Annotated in this window: 19 protein-coding genes; 18 read left to right on the top strand and 1 reads right to left on the bottom strand. The window is 73.9% G+C overall.

Annotation, left to right across the window (positions count from 1 at the left end; all coding sequences use genetic code 11):
* Positions 1–180: 180 nt before the first annotated feature.
* From ndk to ffh, 7 genes are all read left to right on the top strand, one after another.
* Complete coding sequence (gene ndk / locus AC24HA_RS13150; RefSeq protein WP_425710016.1) at positions 181–609, top strand: nucleoside-diphosphate kinase; 429 nt, start codon at positions 181–183, stop codon at positions 607–609.
* A 347-nt stretch (positions 610–956) separates the two neighbouring features.
* Complete coding sequence (smc, locus tag AC24HA_RS13145; RefSeq protein ID WP_425710017.1) at positions 957–4,577, top strand: chromosome segregation protein SMC; 3,621 nt, start codon at positions 957–959, stop codon at positions 4,575–4,577.
* A 106-nt stretch (positions 4,578–4,683) separates the two neighbouring features.
* Complete coding sequence (ftsY, locus tag AC24HA_RS13140) at positions 4,684–5,889, top strand: signal recognition particle-docking protein FtsY (protein ID WP_425710018.1); 1,206 nt, start codon at positions 4,684–4,686, stop codon at positions 5,887–5,889.
* Positions 5,890–6,039: 150 nt separating this feature from the next.
* A complete protein-coding gene (locus tag AC24HA_RS13135) occupies positions 6,040–7,347 on the top strand; it encodes an ammonium transporter (RefSeq protein WP_425710019.1) in 1,308 nt (435 codons plus the stop codon).
* Between the two features lie 8 nt (positions 7,348–7,355).
* The gene (locus tag AC24HA_RS13130; RefSeq protein WP_425710020.1) at positions 7,356–7,694 is read left to right on the top strand and encodes a P-II family nitrogen regulator; all 339 of its coding nucleotides are present in this window, start codon (positions 7,356–7,358) and stop codon (positions 7,692–7,694) included.
* Positions 7,691–9,574: a [protein-PII] uridylyltransferase family protein gene (locus AC24HA_RS13125; RefSeq protein WP_425710021.1), complete on the top strand. Its 1,884-nt coding sequence runs from the start codon at positions 7,691–7,693 to the stop codon at positions 9,572–9,574. Before AC24HA_RS13130 ends, AC24HA_RS13125 begins: the two co-directional genes overlap by 4 nt.
* A gap of 126 nt (positions 9,575–9,700) precedes the next feature.
* A complete protein-coding gene (gene ffh / locus AC24HA_RS13120; RefSeq protein WP_425710022.1) occupies positions 9,701–11,263 on the top strand; it encodes a signal recognition particle protein in 1,563 nt (520 codons plus the stop codon).
* Positions 11,264–11,386: 123 nt separating this feature from the next.
* Here the strand turns inward: ffh and AC24HA_RS13115 are convergent, their stop codons facing one another.
* Positions 11,387–12,508 (bottom strand): amidohydrolase family protein, encoded by a 1,122-nt coding sequence (locus AC24HA_RS13115; RefSeq protein WP_425710023.1) that lies wholly within the window; start codon positions 12,506–12,508, stop codon positions 11,387–11,389.
* An 81-nt stretch (positions 12,509–12,589) separates the two neighbouring features.
* Here AC24HA_RS13115 and AC24HA_RS13110 point away from each other — a divergent pair, with 81 nt between their 5' ends.
* The 11 genes from AC24HA_RS13110 (at position 12,590) to AC24HA_RS13060 (ending at position 21,026) form a co-directional block, all read left to right on the top strand.
* A complete protein-coding gene (locus AC24HA_RS13110) occupies positions 12,590–12,946 on the top strand; it encodes a GntR family transcriptional regulator (protein ID WP_425710024.1) in 357 nt (118 codons plus the stop codon).
* Positions 12,943–13,818, top strand: coding sequence for an ATP-binding cassette domain-containing protein (locus tag AC24HA_RS13105; RefSeq protein ID WP_425710025.1), 876 nt, complete (start codon positions 12,943–12,945; stop codon positions 13,816–13,818). The genes AC24HA_RS13110 and AC24HA_RS13105 overlap by 4 nt, the downstream gene beginning before the upstream one ends.
* A complete protein-coding gene (locus AC24HA_RS13100) occupies positions 13,815–14,591 on the top strand; it encodes a hypothetical protein (protein ID WP_425710026.1) in 777 nt (258 codons plus the stop codon). Before AC24HA_RS13105 ends, AC24HA_RS13100 begins: the two co-directional genes overlap by 4 nt.
* Before the next feature lie 118 nt (positions 14,592–14,709).
* Entirely contained in the window at positions 14,710–15,717 is a 1,008-nt protein-coding gene (locus AC24HA_RS13095; protein WP_425710027.1) for an ABC transporter ATP-binding protein, read from the top strand.
* The gene (locus tag AC24HA_RS13090) at positions 15,714–16,526 is read left to right on the top strand and encodes an ABC transporter permease (protein WP_425710028.1); all 813 of its coding nucleotides are present in this window, start codon (positions 15,714–15,716) and stop codon (positions 16,524–16,526) included. Before AC24HA_RS13095 ends, AC24HA_RS13090 begins: the two co-directional genes overlap by 4 nt.
* Positions 16,527–16,628: 102 nt before the next feature.
* Positions 16,629–17,510, top strand: a complete 882-nt coding sequence (locus AC24HA_RS13085; RefSeq protein WP_425710029.1) for an ATP-binding cassette domain-containing protein — start codon at positions 16,629–16,631, stop codon at positions 17,508–17,510.
* A complete protein-coding gene (locus AC24HA_RS13080) occupies positions 17,507–18,373 on the top strand; it encodes a hypothetical protein (RefSeq protein WP_425710030.1) in 867 nt (288 codons plus the stop codon). The genes AC24HA_RS13085 and AC24HA_RS13080 overlap by 4 nt, the downstream gene beginning before the upstream one ends.
* A 32-nt stretch (positions 18,374–18,405) precedes the next feature.
* A complete protein-coding gene (locus tag AC24HA_RS13075; protein WP_425710031.1) occupies positions 18,406–19,290 on the top strand; it encodes an ATP-binding cassette domain-containing protein in 885 nt (294 codons plus the stop codon).
* The gene (locus AC24HA_RS13070) at positions 19,287–20,054 is read left to right on the top strand and encodes a hypothetical protein (protein WP_425710032.1); all 768 of its coding nucleotides are present in this window, start codon (positions 19,287–19,289) and stop codon (positions 20,052–20,054) included. The genes AC24HA_RS13075 and AC24HA_RS13070 overlap by 4 nt, the downstream gene beginning before the upstream one ends.
* A 221-nt stretch (positions 20,055–20,275) precedes the next feature.
* On the top strand, positions 20,276–20,785 hold the full coding sequence (gene rpsP / locus AC24HA_RS13065; RefSeq protein ID WP_425710033.1) for a 30S ribosomal protein S16: 510 nt from the start codon (positions 20,276–20,278) through the stop codon (positions 20,783–20,785).
* Between the two features lies 1 nt (position 20,786).
* The gene (locus AC24HA_RS13060) at positions 20,787–21,026 is read left to right on the top strand and encodes an RNA-binding protein (protein ID WP_425710034.1); all 240 of its coding nucleotides are present in this window, start codon (positions 20,787–20,789) and stop codon (positions 21,024–21,026) included.
* The last annotated feature ends 65 nt before the right edge of the window (positions 21,027–21,091 follow it).

Below are 21,091 nucleotides of genomic sequence, written 5' to 3'. Positions count from 1 at the left end.
CGTGGCGACGGCCGAGGGTGCCCGACCACCTGGCGACAGCCGAGGGCACCTGACCGCGTGGCGACGGCCGCCGGTGCCCGACCACCTGGCGACGGCCGAGGCGCCTGACCGCTGCCGGCCGCGCATCCCTGGGTGCGGCGGGCGCACGGACCTGGCGCGCCGCGCCACTAGGCTGCGGGCATGACTTCCCCGCTCGAGCGCACCCTCGTCCTCGTCAAGCCCGACGGCGTCGCCCGCCACCTCACCGGCGAGATCCTGCGCCGCATCGAGACCAAGGGCTACACGATCACCGCGCTGCAGTTGCTGCACCCGGACCGTGCGCTGCTCGAGCAGCACTACGCCGAGCACGCGGAGCGCCCCTTCTTCGGCGGGCTCGTGGAGTTCATGGGCTCCGGCCCCGTGGTGGCGGCCGTCGTCGAGGGCCACCGCGTCATCGAGGGGATCCGCACCATCGTGGGCGCGACCGACCCGACCGTCGCGGCACCCGGCTCCGTGCGCGGGGACCTCGGGCACGAGGGCGGCGGCGCTGTCATCGAGAACCTCGTCCACGCCTCCGACGCCGTCGAGAGCGCCGAGCGCGAGATCTCCCTCTGGTTCGCCGCCTCCTGACGCACCGCTTGTTCTGACGCTCCGCACTTCTGGCGCACCGCCCCGCCGGCGAGTGAGCGGATCTCTGTGCGGCGAGTGAGCGCGATTCGGTCGCCGGTCCGGTTCGGTTCAGTCCGGTTCGGCTCTCCGGTCGGTGAGTCAGTGGGCTATGTGCCGATTCAGTCGACGCGGGGCACTGCCTCGATGGTTACCCCACTGGCTCGGCGACAGCGCGACGCCGCCCACTCACTGCCCGCAGCATGGCGAGCAGAACCGCGCTTACTCGTCGGGCGGAAGTCCGCTCACTCGTCACAGATGCTCGGGCGGGTTCCGCTGGATCACGGCCCTCCTGACCTAGGCTCGCGGGCGTGTATCTCAAGACGCTGACCATGCGGGGCTTCAAGTCCTTCGCGTCGGCGACGACCCTCCACCTCGAGCCCGGCATCACGTGCGTGGTCGGGCCGAACGGGTCGGGCAAGTCCAACGTCGTCGACGCCCTCAGCTGGGTGATGGGTGAGCAGGGCGCGAAGTCCCTGCGCGGCGGCTCGATGCAGGACGTGATCTTCGCCGGCACCACGGGCCGCGCCCCGCTCGGTCGCGCCGAGGTCTCGCTGACGATCGACAACACCGACGGCGTGCTGCCCATCGAGTACACCGAGGTGACGATCTCCCGCACCTTGTTCCGCTCCGGCGGCTCCGAGTACCAGATCAACGGCGAGTCCTGCCGGCTGCTCGACATCCAGGAGCTCCTGTCCGACACGGGCATGGGCAAGGAGATGCACGTCATCGTCGGGCAGGGACGGCTCGACTCCGTCCTCCAGGCGACCGCCGAGGACCGCCGCGGCTTCATCGAGGAGGCCGCCGGCGTCCTCAAGCACCGCCGCCGCAAGGAGAAGGCGCTGCGCAAGCTCGAGGCCACGGCCGCGAACCTCGCCCGGCTGAGCGACCTCACGGCCGAGATCCGCCGCCAGCTCGGTCCGCTCGCCCGCCAGGCCGACGTCGCGCGCCGCGCCCAGGTGGTCCAGACCGACCTGCGCGACGCCCGCGCCCGTCTCCTGGCCGACGACCTCGCCCAGCTCCGCGCCGCCGCCGACTCCGCGACCACCGACACCGCCGCGATCGCCGCCCGCCTCGAGCAGGCCGAGGGCGAGCAGGACGTCGCGCGGCGCTCGCTGGCCGCCCTCGAGCAGGCCGCCGCCGACGCCGCCCCGCGGCTCGGCGCCGCCACCGACACCTGGTACCGGCTCTCCGGCGTGCGCGAGCGGCTGCGGGCGCTCACCGACGTCGCCACCGAACGGGTCCGCCTCCTCGGCGGCACGGGCGAAGAGCACGACGACGAGGGGCCCGCCCAGGACGGCGACCGCGAGGGCGCCGGCCGCCAGGACGACGCCCGCGACCCCGACGTCCTCCAGGCCCGCGCCGAGCAGGCTCGCGCCGCGGAGGCCGAGCTCGGCGTCGAGCTCGACGCCGCCCGCACCACCCTGACCGACGCCGAGGCCCGCCGCACGGAGGCGGAGACCGCCGAGCGCGCGGCCGAGCACGCGCTCGCCGCCGTCCACCGCGCCGACGCCGACCGCCGCGAGGGGCTCGCCCGGCTCACGGGCCAGGTGGCCGAGCGCCGGTCCCGACTCGAGGCCGCCCAGGCCGAGCTCGACCGCCTGCACGACGCCGAGGCCGCCGCCCGCACCCGCGCCGAGGACGCGCAGCGCGAGTTCGACCGCCTGGAGCGGGACGTCGCGGGCGCCGAGTCCGGCGAGGAGGACCTCGACGACGCCTACGAGAGGGCCGCCGACCGGCTCGCGGCCGCCGAGGCCGAGACCGAGCGGCTCGACGAGGATCTGCGCGCCGCCGAGGAGGCACGTACCTCCGCCCAGTCCCGCGCCGAGGCACTGGCCCTCGGCCTGGCCGCCTCCGACGCCGCGCCGGCCGGGGACGTCGAGGGCCTGCTCGGCCCCCTCCCGGAGCACCTCGAGGTCGAGGCCGAGTGGGCCGACGCCGTCGCCGCCGCCCTCGGGCCGCTCGCCGCCGCGCACGTGGTCGCCTCGCTCGATGCCGCCGTCACCGCTCTGCGCGCCAGCCGCGAGGAGGGAAGCGGCAAGCTGCGCCTCGTCGTCGCGGCGGACCCCGGCGCCGACGCCCCGCCGGCGGCGGGCGGCTCGTCGGCCGGCGACCTCCCGGACGGCGTCGTCGCGGCCCCGTCGGTCGTCACGGCGCGCACCGACGTCGCCGTCACCCTCGCCCGGCTCCTCGACCGGGTCGTCCTCGCCGAGGACCTCACGGCGGCCCGGGCGGCCGTCGCGGCCCGCCCCGACCTCACGGCGGTGACGAGCGACGGCGACGTCGTCGGTGCCGCGGCCGTGTCCGGCGGTGGGGGCGAGGAGTCCTCGGTGCTCAGCCTGCACGCCGCCCACGAGCAGGCCCTCGCCGACGTCGACGACGCCGCGCGCCGCGCCGAGGCCACCCGGTTCGCGCTCGGCCCGGCCCGCGAGGAGGTCGAGGCCGCCCGGGCGCAGGCCGCCGGCGCGCTGGACGCCCTGCACGCCTCGGACGCCGAGATGTCCGCCGTCACCGAGCGGCTCGGCCGCCTGCGCCAGACAATCCGGGACTCGGGCACGGAGGTCGAGCGGTCCGGCCCCGCCCGCGAGCAGGCGGAGACCGCGCTGGCCGAGCACCGCGAGGTCCTCGCCGAGCTGGGGGAGCGCCTCGAGCTCGCCGGCCGCGAGCCCGAGGAGGCCGAGGCCGATCTCGAGCGCGCCACCACCGAGCGGGACCAGGCGACCGCCGCTGCGCGGGAGGCCCGCTCCGCGGAGACCGACACCCGCCTCGCGCTGCGCACCGTCGAGGAGCGGGTGAGCGCGCTCGCCGGCCGCGCCGCCTCCCTCGAGGCCGCCGCCCGCACCGAGCGCGCGGCCCGCGCCGCCGCCGCTGACCGGGCCGCGCGACGCCGCCGACAGGCAGCGGTCGCCGCCGAGGTCCACGAGCGTGCCCAGGAGGGCGTGGCCGCCGCGGACCGCGCCGTGGGGGAGGCCGCCGCGCGCCGCGCCGAGGCCGAGGCCGAGCGGGAGGACCGGGAGAAGGCCACGACCTCGGTGCGCTCCCAGCTCGCCGAGATCGACAAGACCCTGCTCGGCCTGCGCGACGCCGCGCACCGCGAGGAGCTCGCCCGCACCGAGCACACGATGCGGGTGCGCCAGGCGGAGGAGCGGTCCGTCGAGGAGCTCGGCACCGACCCCGACGTCCTGCTCGAGGAGTACGGGCCCCACGTGCTCGTCCCCTCCACCGCGCCGGTCGCGGACGGCGAGGAGCCGCCCGAGCCCCGGCCCTTCGTCCGCGAGGAGCAGGTCAAGCGGCTCGCCCGGGCGGAGAAGGACCTCGCTCGCCTGGGCAAGGTCAACCCGCTCGCGCTCGAGGAGCACGCCGCCCTGGAGGAGCGCCACCAGTTCCTCACCGAGCAGCTGGCCGACCTCACGCGCTCGCGCGAGGACCTGCTCCAGATCGTCAAGGACATCGACGCCCGGGTCGAGGAGGTGTTCACCTCCGCGTTCCACGACACCGCGGCCCAGTTCGAGCGCGTGTTCCCCCGGCTGTTCCCCGGCGGCGAGGGCCGTCTCGTGCTCACCGACCCGGACGACATGCTCACCACCGGCATCGAGATCGAGGCGCGGCCCGCGGGCAAGAAGGTCAAGCGCCTCTCGCTGCTCTCGGGCGGGGAACGCTCGCTCACGGCCGTCGCCCTGCTCGTGGCGATCTTCACCGCCCGCCCGAGCCCGTTCTACGTGATGGACGAGGTCGAGGCCGCCCTCGACGACGTCAACCTCGGCCGCCTCATCGAGATCTTCGCCGAGCTGCGCGAGTCCTCCCAGCTCATCGTCATCACGCACCAGAAGCGCACGATGGAGGTCGCCGACGCGCTCTACGGCGTCACCATGCGCGGGGGGCTGTCGACCGTGATCTCCCAGCGCATCGAACGCGCCGACGCCTCGGCCTGACGGAGTCCCCGTTCCCGGGCTGCGCGCCGCCCCGCGCCCCGCCCGCCGCCTCTCGACCACCGGGGAGCGCGACGCCGGCCGTCCGCGTTCCTGAGAGACTGTGGCCGTGGATACCCCGTACATCATCCTGACCGTCGTCGGAGCCCTGCTCGTCGTCGGGCTGATCGCCGGACTCTGGCTCGTCCCCTCGCGCCGCAGGCGCGACGACACGCTTCCCCCGGGGGAGTCGAGCCCGTACCCCTCCGGTGAGGAGCCGGCGTCGGGCGCCTCCGCCGCGCCGACCGCCGTCATCGACGAGGACCGCGCGGGGACCGACGTCGCCGAACCGGGCGCCGCCGAGCCGGCGGCCCCGCCGACACCGACCCTCGAGCAGCCCGAGACCGTCACCTCGCGGCTCCAGCGCCTGCGCGCCCGCCTCGCCCGCTCCGGGTCGTTCGGCCAGGCCCTGCTCTCAATCCTCTCGCGCGACTCGCTCACCGAGGAGGACTGGGAGGAGCTGGAGGACACGCTGCTGGTCGCCGACGTCGGCATCGGCCCCACCACCGAGCTCATCGACACCCTGCGCACGGAGGCCAAGGTCACCGGCGCGGGCGACGCCGGCGCCGTCAAGGACATCCTGCGCCGCGAGCTCCTGGAGTTCGTCGGGCCCGACGCGGACCGCACCCTCGACCTCAGCCCCGTCCTCGGCGACGACGGCGCGCCCCACCCTGCGACCGTGCTCGTCGTCGGCGTCAACGGCACGGGCAAGACGACGACGATCGGCAAGCTCGCGCGCGTGCTCGTCGCCGAGGGGCACTCGGTCGTCCTCGGCGCCGCCGACACCTTCCGTGCGGCCGCCGCCGAGCAGCTGACCACCTGGGGCGAGCGCGTCGGCGTGCCCGTCGTCCGGTCCGAGACCGAGGGCGCCGACCCGGCGTCGGTGGCGTTCGAGGCCGTGCGCAGCGGCCGGGAGCAGGATGCGGACGTCGTCGTCGTCGACACCGCCGGCCGACTCCAGAACAAGGCCGGCCTCATGGAGGAGCTGGGCAAGATCAAGCGCGTGATGTCGCGCCAGGCGCCCGTCCGCGAGGTCCTGCTCGTCCTCGACGCGACCACGGGTCAGAACGGCATGCAGCAGGCGAAGATCTTCTCCGAGGCCGTGTCCGTCACCGGCATCGTGCTCACCAAGCTCGACGGCACCGCGAAGGGTGGCATCGTCGTCACCGTGCAGCGCGAGCTCGGCGTGCCGGTGAAGTACGTCGGGCTCGGCGAGGGCCCCGACGACCTCGCGCCGTTCGTCCCCGAGGACTTCGTGGACTCGTTGCTCGGCTGACGCCTACCGCACCGTCTCCCGGCGCCGTCACGTGATCGTCACGTGGCGGCGCTGCCGGTTACACGGGTGAAACCTGGGCCGCGCCGCGGCGAAACACGCTCGAAGGAGAGTGCCTCCCAGACCGGCCGACGGTGCCGGCGAGGAGGAGACATGACACCACTCATCGCGACGTCGGCAGCGCCGACGCTCGACACCGGCGCCACGGCCTGGATGCTGATGTCCGCCACGCTCGTGCTCATGATGACCGTGCCGGCCCTGGCCCTGTTCTACGGCGGCATGACCCGCAGCCGCGGGGTGCTCAACATGATGATGATGAGCTTCGGCGTCATCGCCGTCGTCGGCGTCATCTACCCGCTGTGGGGGTGGTCGATGAGCTACGGCGACTCGCTCGGGGGCATCCTCGGCAACCCGTTCGACGGCTTCGCCCTCGACGGTCAGGTGGTCGACGCGGACGGCGCCCACATCATCGACGACCTCGGCGTACCCGCCTACGTGGGAGTGGCCTTCCAGTCAACCTTCGCCATCATCACCACCGCACTGGTCTCCGGGGCGATCGCCGAACGCGTGAAGTACGCGTCCTGGCTCGTTTTCGCCGCCCTGTGGGTGACGCTGTCCTACTTCCCGATGGCCCACATGGTCTGGGGTGGCGGCATCCTCTCCGGCGACGGGTGGTTCGGCTCGATCGCCGAGCCGATCGACTTCGCCGGCGGCACGGTCGTCCACATCAACGCGGGCATCGCCGGCCTCGTCCTCGCCCTGGTCATCGGTCGGCGCAAGGGCTTCGGCAAGGTGCCGATGCGGCCGCACAACCTGCCGCTCGTGATGATCGGCGCCGCCCTGCTGTGGGTCGGCTGGTTCGGCTTCAACGCCGGCTCCGCCTTCACGGCCGACGGCACCGCCGGTCTCGCGTGGGTCAACACGACGTCGGCCACGGCGGCCGCCATCCTCGGCTGGCTCGTCGTCGAGCGCCTGCGTGACGGGCACATGACGTCGCTCGGCGCCGCCTCGGGCACCGTCGCCGGTCTCGTCGCCATCACCCCGGCGGCCGGGGCGCTCAACCCCGTCACCTCGATCGTCCTCGGCGCGGTCGCGGGCGTGCTCTGCGCGCTCGCGGTGAGTCTGAAGTACCGGTGGCGGTTCGACGACTCGCTCGACGTCGTCGGCGTCCACCTGGTCGGCGGACTGGTCGGCACGATCGTCGTCGGCCTGCTCGCTGACGAGGGCGGTCTTTTCATGGGCGACGGCGCGGACCAGCTGATCGTCCAGGCCCTCATCGCGGTCGTGGCCGTGGTCTACTCGGGGCTCGTCACCCTCGTGATCGCGCTCGTCCTCAAGGCCACCATGGGCTGGCGCGTGAGCGATGATGACGAGGCCAGCGGGATCGACACCGCACAGCACGCGGAGAGTGCCTACGAGGGCATCGGCTCCGGGCGACTGCTCACCGGATCGGAGAAGTGAGGACCGACATGAAGCTCATCACCGCCATCATCCAGCCGTTCCGGCTCGAGGACGTCAAGGCGGCCCTCGAGGCCGCGGGTGTCACCGGTATGACCGTTTCGGAGGCCAACGGCTTCGGCCGCCAGCACGGCCACACCGAGGTCTACCGCGGTGCCGAGTACGAGGTCCGCCTCGTGCCCAAGGTCCGCATCGAGGTCCTCGTCGACGACGCGGAGGCCGATCAGGTGCTCGACGCCGTGGTCGGCGCCGCCCACACGGGCCGCATCGGTGACGGCAAGGTCTGGGTCTCCGACGTGGGGCAGGTCGTCCGCGTCCGGACCGGCGAACGGGGCTCCGAGGCCCTGTGAGCACCGGCGCGGCGGGCGGTCACCGGCTCCTCACCGAGCTGCGGGCCGCCCGCCGCGCCGTTCGCCCCCCGGCGCCCGCCGAGCTCGCCACCGGTGCCCTGGAGCACGGGCGGGCCTACCGCCGCGCGCTCGCCGACCTGACCGACGCCGCACTCGTCGAGCTCTGGGCGGACGCCGGGCGCCGGCTGGGCACCGATGTTCGACGAGGCGTGGCGCTCGCGTGCGTCGGCTCGCTCGGACGACGCGACGGCGGGCCGTGCGCCGACCTCGACCTCGTGCTCCTGCACGACGGCTCCCGCGACGACGTGACGCTCGCCGCTCTCTCGGACGCCCTGTGGTACCCGATCTGGGACGCGGGCCTCACGCTGGACCACTCCGTGCGGACGCTCGCGGACTGCCGGTCCGTGGCCTCCACCGATGTGCCCGCCGCCGTCGGCCTGCTGGGCATGCGGAACCTGGCGGGCGACGCCGACCTCGGCGCGGAGGCCGCCTCGGCGGTCCTGGCCGACTGGCGCGGGGCGGCCCGGGTCCGCCTCGAGGACCTCGCCGGCGCGGTCGCTGCGCGCGGGCGGCGGACCGGGGACCTCGCCCACCTCAGCGAGCCCGACCTCAAGGAGTGTCGTGGCGGGCTGCGGGACGCCCGCATCGTCTCCGCCCTCGCAGCGTCCTGGCTCACGGACCGGCCGCACGGGGAGATCGACGACGCCGTCTCGCACCTGTGCGACGTGCGCGACGCGCTGCACGTGGTCACCGGCCGGGCGGCCTCCCGGCTCACCCTGCACGACCAGGACGCCGTGGCGTCCGCCATGGGGCTCGGCGACCGTGCCCCGCGCACGCGGGCGGAGCTCGACGAGCTGCGCGGGGCGGTGCCGTCCCCCGGGGCCTCGCCCGGCCGCACCGAGGCCGGTGCGGACCCCGCCGACGAGCTCCTTGCAGGGGTGAGCGCGGCCGGCCGCACGATCCGGCATGCGCTCGACACGACGCTGCGCTCGGCCCGCCGGGCCGCCACCCGTCCGCGGGGCCGACTCATCACCGCCGCCCTGCGGGCCGGGCGTCCGCCGCGGCTCACCACGCTCGCGCCCGGCCTGGTCGCCCACGACGGCGAGGTCGTCCTCGCCGCGGGTGCCGACCCCGCGAGCGATCCTCTCCTCCCGCTCCGCGCCGCCCGCGCCGCGATCGAGCACGGCCTCCCGCTCTCGCCGGTGACGACGACCGCCCTGGCCCGCTGCCCGGACCCGGCGGGCGAGCACGGGCGGTGGCCCCCCGAGGCGCTCACCGACCTCCTCGCCGTCCTCGCCGCGGGGACGCGGGCGCTGGACGTCCTCGACGCGCTCGACCTCGTCGGCGTGGTCGCCGTCTGGCTCCCCGAGTGGGCACCGATCCGCAACCGGCCCCAGCGCACCGCCGTCCACACCCGCACGGTCGACCGTCACCTCCTGCTGACGGTGGCAGGACTCGCGGAGCTCCCCGGGACGCCGGGTCTCACGGCGGCGGGCGGGGCGAGCGACCCTCGGCTGCTGCTCGCCGCACTCCTCCACGACCTCGGCAAGCTCCCGGGGGAGCGGGACCACTCCGCGCGCGGTGCGCGCATCGCCGACCCGCTCCTGGTGCGCCTCGGTGTCCGCGCCGCCGACCGTGCCGACATCGTTCATCTGGTGGCCGAGCACCTCCTGCTCGCGGAGACCGCGACCGGCCGCGACGTCTCGGACCCGGCCGTGGTCGACGAGGTCGCCGGCCGGGTCGGTTCGCGCGAGCGTCTCCATCTGCTCCGGGCGCTGACCGAGGCCGACGCCCGTGCCGCGGGTCCCCGCGCATGGACCCGGTGGCGCGCCGAGCTCGTCGACAGGCTCACGGCCGCGGTGGATGCCACGTTCGCTTAGCGGCGTCCACCACCCCGGCGCCACCGGACCCGTTGTTACCCTTGTGGGCAACGACCTGACTGCGCGCGGCGACCCGTGCCGAGCTGCCCGGCACCGCCGCAGCGCCCCGACCGACGAAGGACCCACGTGTTCGCCAGCCTCTCCGACCGGATCACCGGCGCCTTCAAGGGCCTGCGCGGGAAGGGGCGCCTGTCCGAGGAGGACGTTGCCGGCACGGTCCGGGAGATCCGGCGCGCCCTGCTCGAGGCCGACGTCGCGCTGCCGGTCGTCCGGGAGTTCACCGCCGCGATCCGTGAGCGCGCCACGGGCGCCGACCTGTCCAAGGCACTCAACCCGGGTCAGCAGGTCATCAAGATCGTCCACGAGGAGCTCGTCGAGGTCCTCGGCGGCGAGTCGCGCGACCTGCACATCGCCAAGCACCCGCCGACGGTCATCATGCTCGCCGGCCTCCAGGGCGCGGGCAAGACCACGCTGGCCGGGAAGCTGGGCAAGTGGCTGCGCGACCAGGGGCACACCCCGCTGCTCGTCGCCTCGGACCTCCAGCGGCCCAACGCCGTCACCCAGCTCCAGATCGTCGGCGAGCGCGCCGGCGTGGCGGTGTGGGCGCCGGAGCCGGGCAACGGCGTCGGGGACCCGGTCGAGGTCGCACGCACGGGCCTCGAGCGAGCCCGGCAGGCCATGCACTCCGTCGTCATCGTCGACACGGCGGGCCGCCTCGGCGTCGACGAGGAGATGATGCGGCAGGCCGCGAACATCCGCGACGTCGTCCAGCCGCACGAGACCCTGTTCGTCCTCGACGCGATGATCGGCCAGGACGCGGTGACCACCGCCAACGCGTTCGCCGAGGGCGTGGGCTTCACCGGGGTCGTCCTGTCCAAGCTCGACGGCGACGCACGAGGTGGTGCCGCCCTGTCCGTCCGCGGCGTCACCGGCGTGCCGGTGCTGTTCGCGTCGACGGGTGAGAAGCTCGAGGACTTCGAGCGCTTCCACGCCGACCGCATGGCGTCGCGCATCCTTGACATGGGTGACGTGCTCACCCTCATCGAGCAGGCGGAGCGGACCTACGACGCCGAGGAGGCGGAGAAGCTCGCCGAGAAGCTCGCCGGCGACGACTTCACGCTCGGCGACTTCCTCGGCCAGCTCCAGCAGATCAAGAAGATGGGCTCGATGAAGAAGATGCTCGGGATGCTCCCGGGCATGGGCCAGATGCGCGATCAGCTGGACAACTTCGACGAGCGCGAGGTCGACCGGGTCGAGGCGATCGTGCGGTCGATGACGCCGGCCGAGCGCGACAACGTGAAGATCCTCAACGGCTCGCGCCGCTCGCGGATCGCCAAGGGCGCGGGCACCACCGTCCAGCAGGTCAACTCCCTGCTCGAGCGCTTCGAGCAGGCGCGCGTGATGATGCGCAAGATGGGCAGCGGTGGCGGGGGGATGCCCGGGATGCCGGGTATGCCCGGTGGCCCCGGGATGGGTGGCGGCAAGAAGTCGAAGGGCCGCCAGGCGCCGCAGGTCAAGAAGAAGAAGGGCAAGAGCGGCAACCCCGCGAAGCGTGCGCAGCAGGAGCGCGAGCTCGCCGCGCGGGCGTCCGCGCCCAAGGGCGCCTCGTTCGGCGGTGGCGGGAGCGGCCCGGTCCAGCCCTCGCCTGAGGACCTCGACATCTCCGAGCTGCAGAAGTACCTGCGCTGAGGCGTCTCGTCGCCGAGTGAGCACTTCTCGGTCCTCGTGTGCCGGACAGAATCGCGCTCACTCGTGAGGCAGAACCCCGCTCACTGGTGAGGCGGAACCGCGCTCACTCGCGGAAGAATCCCCTCACTCGCCGGAGTGGGGGCGGTAGGTGGTGCCGCGGAGGACAATCGCCGTCGGCCGCTGCGTGACGCTCACGTCCGCCCGGGGGTCGCTCGGGTAGACGACGAGGTCCGCGCTCGCCCCGTCGGTGATCCCGTCCACGCCGAGGTAGTCCCGCCCGCGCCAGCTCGCCGCCGCGAGCACGTCGGCGTGCGGGAGTTCTAGCTCGGCGCACGCCACCAGCTCGGCCGGCAGCGTCCCGTGGTCGAGCGTGCCCCCGGCGTCCGATCCCATGAGGAGCGGCACGCCCGCCGCCACGACCTCGCCCCAGAAGTCCCGCCGCCGCTCGTGCATCGCCCGCATCCGGGCGGCGTAGATCGGGTACTTCGCCACCGCCTGGTCGGCGAAGTCGCCGAACTGGGACGTCTGCCGGGCCGTCACCGTCACCGGGACGCCGCGAGCGGCGAGCTCGGCCATGTGGTCGGTCGTCATCCCGGTCCCGTGCTCGAGGCAGTCGACGCCGGCCGCCAGGCAGTCCTCGACCGTCTCGGTGGCGAACGTATGGATCGTCACCCGGGCACCGTTCTCGTGCGCCGCCGCGACGGCGTCACGGAGCACCTCGCGCGGCCACAGCGGCGTGAGGTCGGCGTCGGCCCCCATCGACCGGTCGATCCAGTCCCCGACGAGCTTGACCCACCCGTCCCCGCGCCGCGCCTCCTCGGCCACGACCTCGGGCAGCAGCGCGACGTCGTCGAGCTCGCGGGCGAAGCTGCGGATGTACCGCTTGGGCCGGGCGATGTGCCGGCCGGCGCGGATCAGCCGGGGCAGGTCGTCCCGGTCGTCGACCCAGCGGGTGTCCGCGGGCGAGCCCGCGTCGCGGACGAGCAGCACGCCGGAGTCGCGATCCGCGACCGCCTGCGCCTCGGCCGTCGCCTCGTCCACGGCCCCCTCGGCGCCGAGGCCGATGTGGGCGTGCACGTCCACCAGGCCCGGCACGACGACGCCGCGCACCTGCTCGAACGAGTCCGCCCCGGGCGGGGGAGAGAGGTGGATCCGTCCGTCCGCCACCCAGATCTCGGACAGGACGGTGGTGTCGTCGACGACGACGGTGCCGGTCAGGTGCAGCGGGCGTGACGGGTCGCTCATAGGAGGAGGGTGGCACGCGTTGACGGTTCATCGGTTCTGTGGTTCATTAGTCGAGTAATGAACCGATGGGGAGGTGGTGGCATGTTCGACGGACCGGAGCCGATCTATCTCCAGATCGCCGAGCACCTTCGCCGCCAGATCCTCACGAGCAACCTCCGGGAGGAGGAGCAGGTCATGTCGACCACCCAGTTCTCGACCACGTACCGGATCAACCCGGCCACCGCCGCAAAAGCGTTTGCGCTGCTGGTGGACGAGGGCATCCTGTACAAGCAGCGCGGCGTCGGCATGTTCGTCGCCCCCGGGTCGCACGCCGCCCTGCTGAGGAGCAGGCGTCAGGCGTTCTTCGCCGAGCACCTCGACCCGGTGCTCGCCGAGGCAGAGGCCCTGGGCATCGGCGCCGACGACCTCATCGCGCACATCAAGGGAGCGACGTCATGACCGGCTACCGGGTCGAGCTCGACGAGCTCGGCGTCCGTCTCGGCCGCACGCAGGCGCTCGACGGAGTCACGGCGACGATCGAGCCCGGTGCCATCACCGGCCTGCTCGGACGCAACGGTGCCGGCAAGTCCACGCTGCTCGGCGTCGCCGCCGCCCTGCGCCGGCCCACAACGGGGCGCGTGCGCGTCGAGGGCGCCGACCCCTTCGAGAACGAGACCCTCATGGAGGGCACCTGTCTCGTCCGCGAGGCCGGCGACCTCCTCACGACCGAGAAGGTCCGCACCAACGTGAAGTTCCTGCGCGAGACCCGCCCCCGGTGGGACCAGGCGTTCGCGGACGAGCTGCTCGACGCGTTCGAGGTCGACCCCAAGAAGTCGGTCGACGCCCTGTCCCGAGGGCAGCGCTCCGCCGTGGCTGCCACGGTCGGGCTCGCCTCGCGGGCGCCGCTGACGATGTTCGACGAGGTCTACCTCGGGATGGACGCGCCCTCGCGCCAGCTGTTCTACGAGCGGCTGCTCGCGGACTACGCCGAACACCCGCGCACGATCGTCCTGTCCAGCCACCTCATCAACGAGATCGAGCAGCTGGTCGAGCACGTGATCATCCTCGACCGCGGCGGGCTGCGGATGGCCGGCGAGGCCGACGAGCTCACCGCCGGTGGCGTCACCATCACGGGCCCCGCCGACGCGGTCGACCGCGCCGTCGCCGACCTCGAGGTCCTCGCCGAGCGCACCCTCGGCGGCACGAAGGAGGCCGCGGTCTACGGCCGGCTCGACCGGGTCGCCGCCCGCGAGCTCGAGGACCAGGGGCTCGCCGTCGGCCGCCTCGGTCTGCAGGAGCTCGTCATCCACCTCACGGAGCGCACGACATGACCTCCACCGACCCCACCCTCACCACGCCGACCACCGTGTCCACCGTCGGTCGACGCGCCCGCCCGCAGTGGGTGCGCGCGGCCGCGTCGATGCTCTCAGTGCACGGCGTCGTCGGGGCGTGGTTCTGGGTCGGGGCCGTCGTCCTGGTCACCCTCGCCACCCTCGTCGTCGACCGCTTCACCACCGTGCGGGTCTCGATCCTGCAGTACGCCTCCTACGCGATGCTGTGGTTCCCGTTCTCGATCGCCGTGGTCGTCGCGGCCGTCCTCACGGTCTACGTGGCCAACGGGATGACGCGACGCTCGTTCATCCGCGGGGCGCTCGCCTCGTCGGTCGTCGTTGCGCTCGGGTACGGGTTGGTCATGGCCCTGCTCCTGCTCGTCGAGGGCTGGATCTACGGCGCGCTCGGCTGGGCGCACGGCGCCATGGGTACCGACGACGACGGGATCGTCGAGGGCATCTGGGAGTCCGGGCTGCTCGCGCCGTGGGGAGTCGCGACGCTCATGGTGCTCGCCGGTCTCGTCTCCGGGCTCGCGGTCGGCGCCGGCTACTACCGGTTCGGCGGACTGCGCGGCACCGTCCTGCTCCCGTTCGCGCTCCTGCCCGTCCTCGGCGCGCAGGTACTCATCGACCTCGGCCGGCCCGACTCGGTCGGCCACCTCGCCGGCCTGGGGGACTGGGTCTACCCGATCGTCGGCGCCGCGACCCTCGTCCTCGCGGCCTTCGTCGTCGCCGTGCTCCGGCGTGCCCCGATCGGCGGCGTCGAGGCCTGAGCGCCCGCGACCGCCCACCGGTACGTGCCGCCGCCCGGCACCTACCAGCACGTACCGCCCACCAGTACCTACCGCCCACCAGCTCCGCACCTATCGCACCCCGAAGGAGGGGACCCCAGTGTCATCCGCCATCGAGATCACCAACCTGCGCAAGACCTTTGGCCAGAAGGTGGCCGTCGCCGACGTCAGCCTGAGCGTCGAGCCCGGCGAGATCGTCGGCATCCTCGGCCCGAACGGCGCCGGCAAGACCACCACCGTCGAGATCCTCGCCGGCCTCCAGCGGCCCGACTCCGGCACGGTCCGGGTCCTCGGGATCGACCCGCAGGCCGACCCCGTCGCGGTCCGACAGGTCCTCGGCGTCCAGCTCCAGGAGTCCAAGCTCCCGGCCAAGATCCGGGTCGAGGAGGCGCTGCACCTGTACGCGGCGTTCTACCCCGAGCCCGCCGACGTCGACGAGCTCATCGCCATGCTCGGCCTGACCGGCTCCCGGCGCACCGCCTTCGACGACCTCTCCGGGGGACTCCAGCAGCGCCTGTCGATCGCGCTCGCCCTCGTGGGCAGCCCGAGCGTCGTCATCCTCGACGAGCTGACCACGGGACTCGACCCGGTCGGCCGTCGGGAGACCTGGAAGCTCGTGGAGAAGGTCCGCGACTCCGGGGTCACCGTCCTGCTCGTCACGCACTTCATGGACGAGGCAGAGCAGCTCGCCGACCGGATCGTCGTCATCGACGCCGGCCGCGTCGTGGCCACGGGCACGCCCGAGGAGCTCACCGCGGCCGGCGGCGCGGAGACCGAGCTCACGCTCGGCCTGGCCGGGTTCCTCGACGAGGTGACTCCCGGCGACGAGACGCGCGACGCCGAGCCTTCCGGTGTCACCACCACCGCCGGCGTCACCGGCACCCGCACCGACCCGGTCCGGGCGCTGCGCGAGCTCGACGGCGTCACCGGCGTCACGCGCAGCGGCAGCACGCTGCGCGTCACCGGCGGCCCGCGCGTCCTCCCGGACGTCGTCGCCGCCCTCGACGGCATGGGCATCGTCCCGGCCGCGCTCAACACCCGCACCCGGACGCTCGAGGACGTCTTCGTCGACGTCACCGGGCGCGAGCCCGAGGAGGTTCCCGCATGACCGCCATCGTCCACGACCCGCCCATGACCAGGCCCGCGCCCCGTCGCGGCGCCCCACGCGGCCTGGCCGCCCTGGTCCGCTCCGAGCTCGTCCTGTTCTCCCGGGACCCCGGCTCGGTCTTCTTCGCCCTGCTGTTCCCGACGGTCCTCGCCGTGGGGCTCGGCTTCGCCCTGCCCGGCATGCGCGACCCGATCGAGTCCCCGGGCAGCGTCTACGACGGCGCACTCGTCATCGCGATGTTCATGCCCGTCATCATGGCGACCGCGATCGCGGCGCCCGCCCTGACCACCCTGCCGTCGTACGTGGCCGGATACCGGGAGCGCGGCGTCCTGCGTCGGCTGGCCGCGACCCCGATGCGACCGCACGGCATCCTCATCGCCCAGGTCGTCGTCAACGTCATCGCGTTCGTCGCGGCCGCGGCCCTCGCGCTGGGTCTCTCGGCGATCGTCTTCGACCTCGAGCCCGTCCGGCAGCCGCTCCTCCTCGTCGCGGCGTTCCTGCTCGGGGCCGCCGCCACGTTCGGCATCGGACTGCTCATCGCCGCCCTCGCCGCCAAGGCGTCCACGGCGAACGGGCTGGGGATGCTCGCCTACTTCCCGCTGCTGTTCTTCGCCGGCCTGTGGACGCCGGGGCCGATCATGCCCGACATCGTCGAGTCGATCGCCCGGTTCACCCCGCTCGGCGCCGCCAGCCAGGCGATGACCGAGGCCTGGTTCGGCACCGACGTGCCGTGGCTGCAGCTCGGCGTCATGGTCGCCTACGTCGCCGTGCTCTACCCGCTGGCCTCGCGTCTGTTCCGCTGGTCCTGACCCGGCGGTCGGGTCGGGAGCGGCGCTCCCGCTGGTCCTGACCCGACCGCCAGACCCGACCGGCCTACCCGACCGCCCCACCCGACCCGACAAGGAGTCCTCATGACCGCCCACCCGCCGATCGGCGCACGGCTCCAGGACGTCGGCGTGCGCTACGGCGCAACCGCCGCCCTGGACGGCGCCACGTTCGACGTGCGGCCCGGCGTCATCACCGGGCTGCTCGGCCGCAACGGATCGGGCAAGACCACCGCGCTGTCGCTGCTGGCCTCGTACCGCCGCCCGAGCTCCGGCCGGGTGATGGTCGGGGGCCGGGACCCCTTCGAGCACGCGCCGACGCACGCCGCGGTGTGCCTCATCCGTGAGTCCGGCGACTTCGACACCGACGACAAGGTCAAGGACGTCCTCGAGCTGTGGTCGTCCTTCCGCCCGGCCTGGGACCAGCGCTGGGCGGAGGAGCTGCTCGACCGGTTCGAGGTCTCGACCACGCGCGGCCTCGGCAAGCTCTCGCGCGGGAAGCGGTCGGTGGTCGGGGCGGTCGTGGGGCTGGCCTCGCGGGCGCCGCTGACAATGTTCGACGAGGTGCACCTGGGGATGGATGCGCCCACCCGGGTGGCGTTCTACGACCTGCTCGTCGCCGACTACGCGGCCCACCCCCGCACGATCGTCGTCTCGAGCCACCTCATCTCCGAGATCGAGCACATCCTCGAGCGCGTGGTCGTCCTCGACGCCGGACGCGTCGTCGCCGACACGACGACGGACGAGCTGCGGTCCATGGGGGCCCGCCTCACCGGCCGCGCCGACGTGGTCCGCGCGGCCGCCGCCGACCACCGCGTCCTCGCCGAGCGCGAGCTCGGGCCCACCGCCGAGCTCACCGTGGTCGGCCTCGACGACGCCGCGCGCACCGACCTGGCCGCCCGCGGCATCGGCGTCGAGCCGGTCGGCCTTCAGGACATCGTCATCCACCTCACCGGGAGCCCCGCATGATCCCCGACGACGACGACGAGACTCCGGGCGCGAGCCCGCACCGCGCCCGGAGCGCCACCCCGGTCGAGACGCCCGGCACCACCCCGGTCGAGACGCCCGGCACCACCCCGGCCGCGACGCCGGCACGGGTGCCCGCCCCGTGGCGGGCGGCGACGACGAACCTGGGTGCCGTCCACCTGATCTTCGCGCTGGGCGTGGTGGCGGCCGCGGCGCTCGTGCTCTCGGTGGTGGTGCTCATCGTGCACCTCGCCGGAACGCCCGGGCAGTCCTATCTCCAGTACGGCTTCCAGCTCCAGGTGTGGTTCGCCATCGGCATGCCGGTGTGGGCCGTGTTCGCCGGGCTGGACACCCTCGTGCCCGCCGGGTCGACCCGCAGGGCGGTGTGGATCGGCACGCTGGTCGGCGCCTGCGTGAGCGTCGTGCTCGCCGGCGCCCTCAGCACGGTCGTCCTGTGGCTGGAGTCGCTCGTGTACGACGCCGCCGGCTGGGCCCACGTCGCCCGGGTCGAGGACGGCGTGGCCGAGCCGGGCGTCTGGTCGGACGGCTGGCTCGCCCTCGGCCTCGAGCGCTGCGCCGTGCTGCTCGGAGCGACCTTCACGGGCACCCTGCTCGGCGCCGCCTTCTACGGCCTGGGCTACCTCGGCGCCGCGCTCGCCCTCCCGCTCTCGCTCGTGCCCGTCGTCGCCGTGGGGCTGGTCACCGGGAGCGACTCGCTCCCGCTCGTCTCGCGGCTCGACCTGCCCGGATGGGCGGACGGGACGCCGGCGGTGCCCCTCGGGGTGCTCCTCGCCGTCGGTGCCCTGGCCGCCCTCGGCTCGTGGCTGCTCATGCGCGCGGTGCCGGTGCGGATGCGCCCGCTGTGACCGCCGCCGGACCCGACCGAGAAAGGCCCCTCATGGACCTGCCCCGACCCGTCGGAGCCGCGCTTGACGGCGTCGGTGTGCGGCTCGGCCGCACCACCGCCCTCGACGGCGCCACCTTCGACGTCCGACCCGGGACGATCACCGGTCTGCTCGGCCGCAACGGCTCGGGCAAGACGACCGCCCTGTCGCTGCTGGCCGCGTTCCGCCGCCCGAGCTCCGGCCGGGTGACGATCGACGGCCGCGACCCGTTCGACGACGCCGCGCTCATGCCCGCCGTGTGCCTCGTGCGCGAGTCCGGCGACGTCATCCCGGACCAGTCGATCAGCGACACGTTCTCGCTCGTGGGGATGCTCCGTCCGACCTGGGACCAGCGATGGGCGGAGGAGCTCCTCGAGCACTTCGGGATCGGGCTCGACGAGCACCCGAACCAGCTCTCGCGCGGCAAGCGGTCGGTGGTCGGTGCGGTCGTGGGGCTGGCCTCGCGGGCGCCGCTGACGATGTTCGACGAGGTGCACCTGGGGATGGACGCGCCGACGCGGGTGGAGTTCTACGACCTGCTCGTGGCCGACTATGCCGAGCACCCCCGCACGATCGTCATCTCGAGCCACCTCATCTCCGAGATCGAGAACGTCCTCGAGGACGTGGTGCTCCTGGACGTGGGCCGGGTCCTGCACTCCGGCGGCTCCGAGGAGCTGCGGGCACGCGGCGCGACCCTCACCGGCCGCACCGAGGTCGTGCGCGAGGCGAGTGCCGACCTCACCGTGCTGTCCGAGAGGACACTGGGACCGACCACCGAGCTCACCGTGCTCGGCACGATCGACCACGCGCGTCGCGCCGAGCTGGCCGTCCGCGGGGTCGGCGTGTCCCACGTCAGCCTGCAGGACATCGTCATCCACCTCACCGGGAGCCCGTCATGACCACGCTCGTCGCCCAGCCCCGGATCGCCGGGCCGCGCCGGCCGCAGTGGCTCGTCGTCACCGGCTGGACGGCCACCGCGCACGCCTCCATCGGCCTGATCTCGCTCGGCGCCGGCGTCCTGCTCTCGGCGCTCGTCCTCACCGTGATGTCGGTGTGGTTCAGCGTCGACCGGTCCTTCGTCGTCACGCTGTCCTCGATCTTCATCGGCATCCCGTTCGTCGTCGCGCTCTCGGTGGCCCGGCAGCACGTGGCCGCGTTCGTCCCTCAGGGGGCCACGCGGCCGGCCGTCGTCCTCGGCAACCTCGCCGCCGCGCCCCTGGCCGGCCTCGTCTGGGCGGGCGTCGGTACGGCCCTGGTCGCGGCCGAGGCGCTCGTCTTCCGTGTCGCCGGCTGGGAGCACGCCTTCCGCGACGCCGACGGCGCCGCGCCCTGGGAACGGGGCTGGTGGTTCCTCGCGCTGATCTGCCTGGTCAACGTGTTCGGCACCGCGCTGTCCGGATCGCTCGTCGGCGTGTTGTTCTACCGGTTCCACGGCGGAGGGGTGCTGGTCGCGATCCTGCTGCTCGTGCCGTGCATGGTGCCCGTGGCGGCGACCGTCGCGCTCGTCTCCGGCTACGACCTGGGCGGCCCCGCCTTCGACGCACTCCTCACGTTCGACCGCTCGCCGGGGCTGCGTGCGGGCGTGCTCGCGGCGGTCGTGGCGGGGTCCGCGGTGGGTCTCGGCCTCCTGCTGCGCAACGTCCCGGTGCGCAGCACCGGCTGAGGGCCCCGGGGTCCCGCGGGACGTGGCCGACGGCACGCCTGCCCGGCGAGCTCGGCCGGTGCCCGCGGGGGAGATGTCTGGCACAATGATCGGCTGTACACCGATGTGCGCGGGCCCCTCTCTCCCGCGCGGGTCGTGTCCCGGGCAGCAACCACGGTCGTGTTCCCACCGGCCGCGCGCGCACGCCCATCTGAACCCCAGAACCAGGAGCACCCACACCCGTGGCAGTCAAGATCCGACTCAAGCGTCTCGGCAAGATCCACTCCCCGCACTACCGCGTGGTCGTCATGGACTCGCGGACCCGCCGTGACGGCAGGGCCATCGAGGAGATCGGCCTCTACAACCCGATGGAGGAGCCCTCGCTCATCCAGATCGACTCCGAGCGCGCGCAGTACTGGCTCGGCGTCGGCGCCCAGCCGACCGAGCAGGTCGCGGCCCTCCTCAAGGTCACCGGCGACTGGCAGCAGTTCAAGGGCCTTGACGGCGCCGAGGGCACGCTGCGGACGAAGGACGCCTCCGAGGAGACTGTCGCCGCCGCCCGCGCCGAGGCCGTCAAGGCTGCCGAGGACGCCGCCGAGAAGCGCAAGGCCGACGCGTCGGCCAAGAAGTCCGCCGACGAGGCCGCGGCCGCCGCCGAGGCGAGCACCGAGGAGTCCGCCGACGCGGGCGAGGCCGACCAGACCCCGGCCGAGGACGCCGCCGAGGCCGAGGCTCCGGCCGAGGAGGCCTGACGTGCTCGCCGACGCCCTCGAGCACCTCGTGCGCGGGATCGTCGACAACCCCGACGACGTCCGGGTCGCCGAGCGCTCGCTGCGCCGCGGCGACCTGCTCGAGGTCCGGGTGAACCCCGCCGACCTCGGCCGCGTCATCGGCCGCCAGGGTCGCACCGCCAAGGCGCTGCGCACCGTGGTCGGCGCGCTGTCGACCTCGGGTCCCGTGCGGATCGACGTCGTCGACACCGACCGCCGCTGACCGACCGACGCCGGACCCGGCCCGCCAGGCGGGCCGGGTCCGGCGTCGTTCCAGCACCGAGGCCG

Source organism: Georgenia sp. Z1491, from assembly GCF_057652395.1.
Note: the sequence above shows the minus strand (reverse complement) of the source record. Positions and strands in the feature narration are given on the sequence as shown.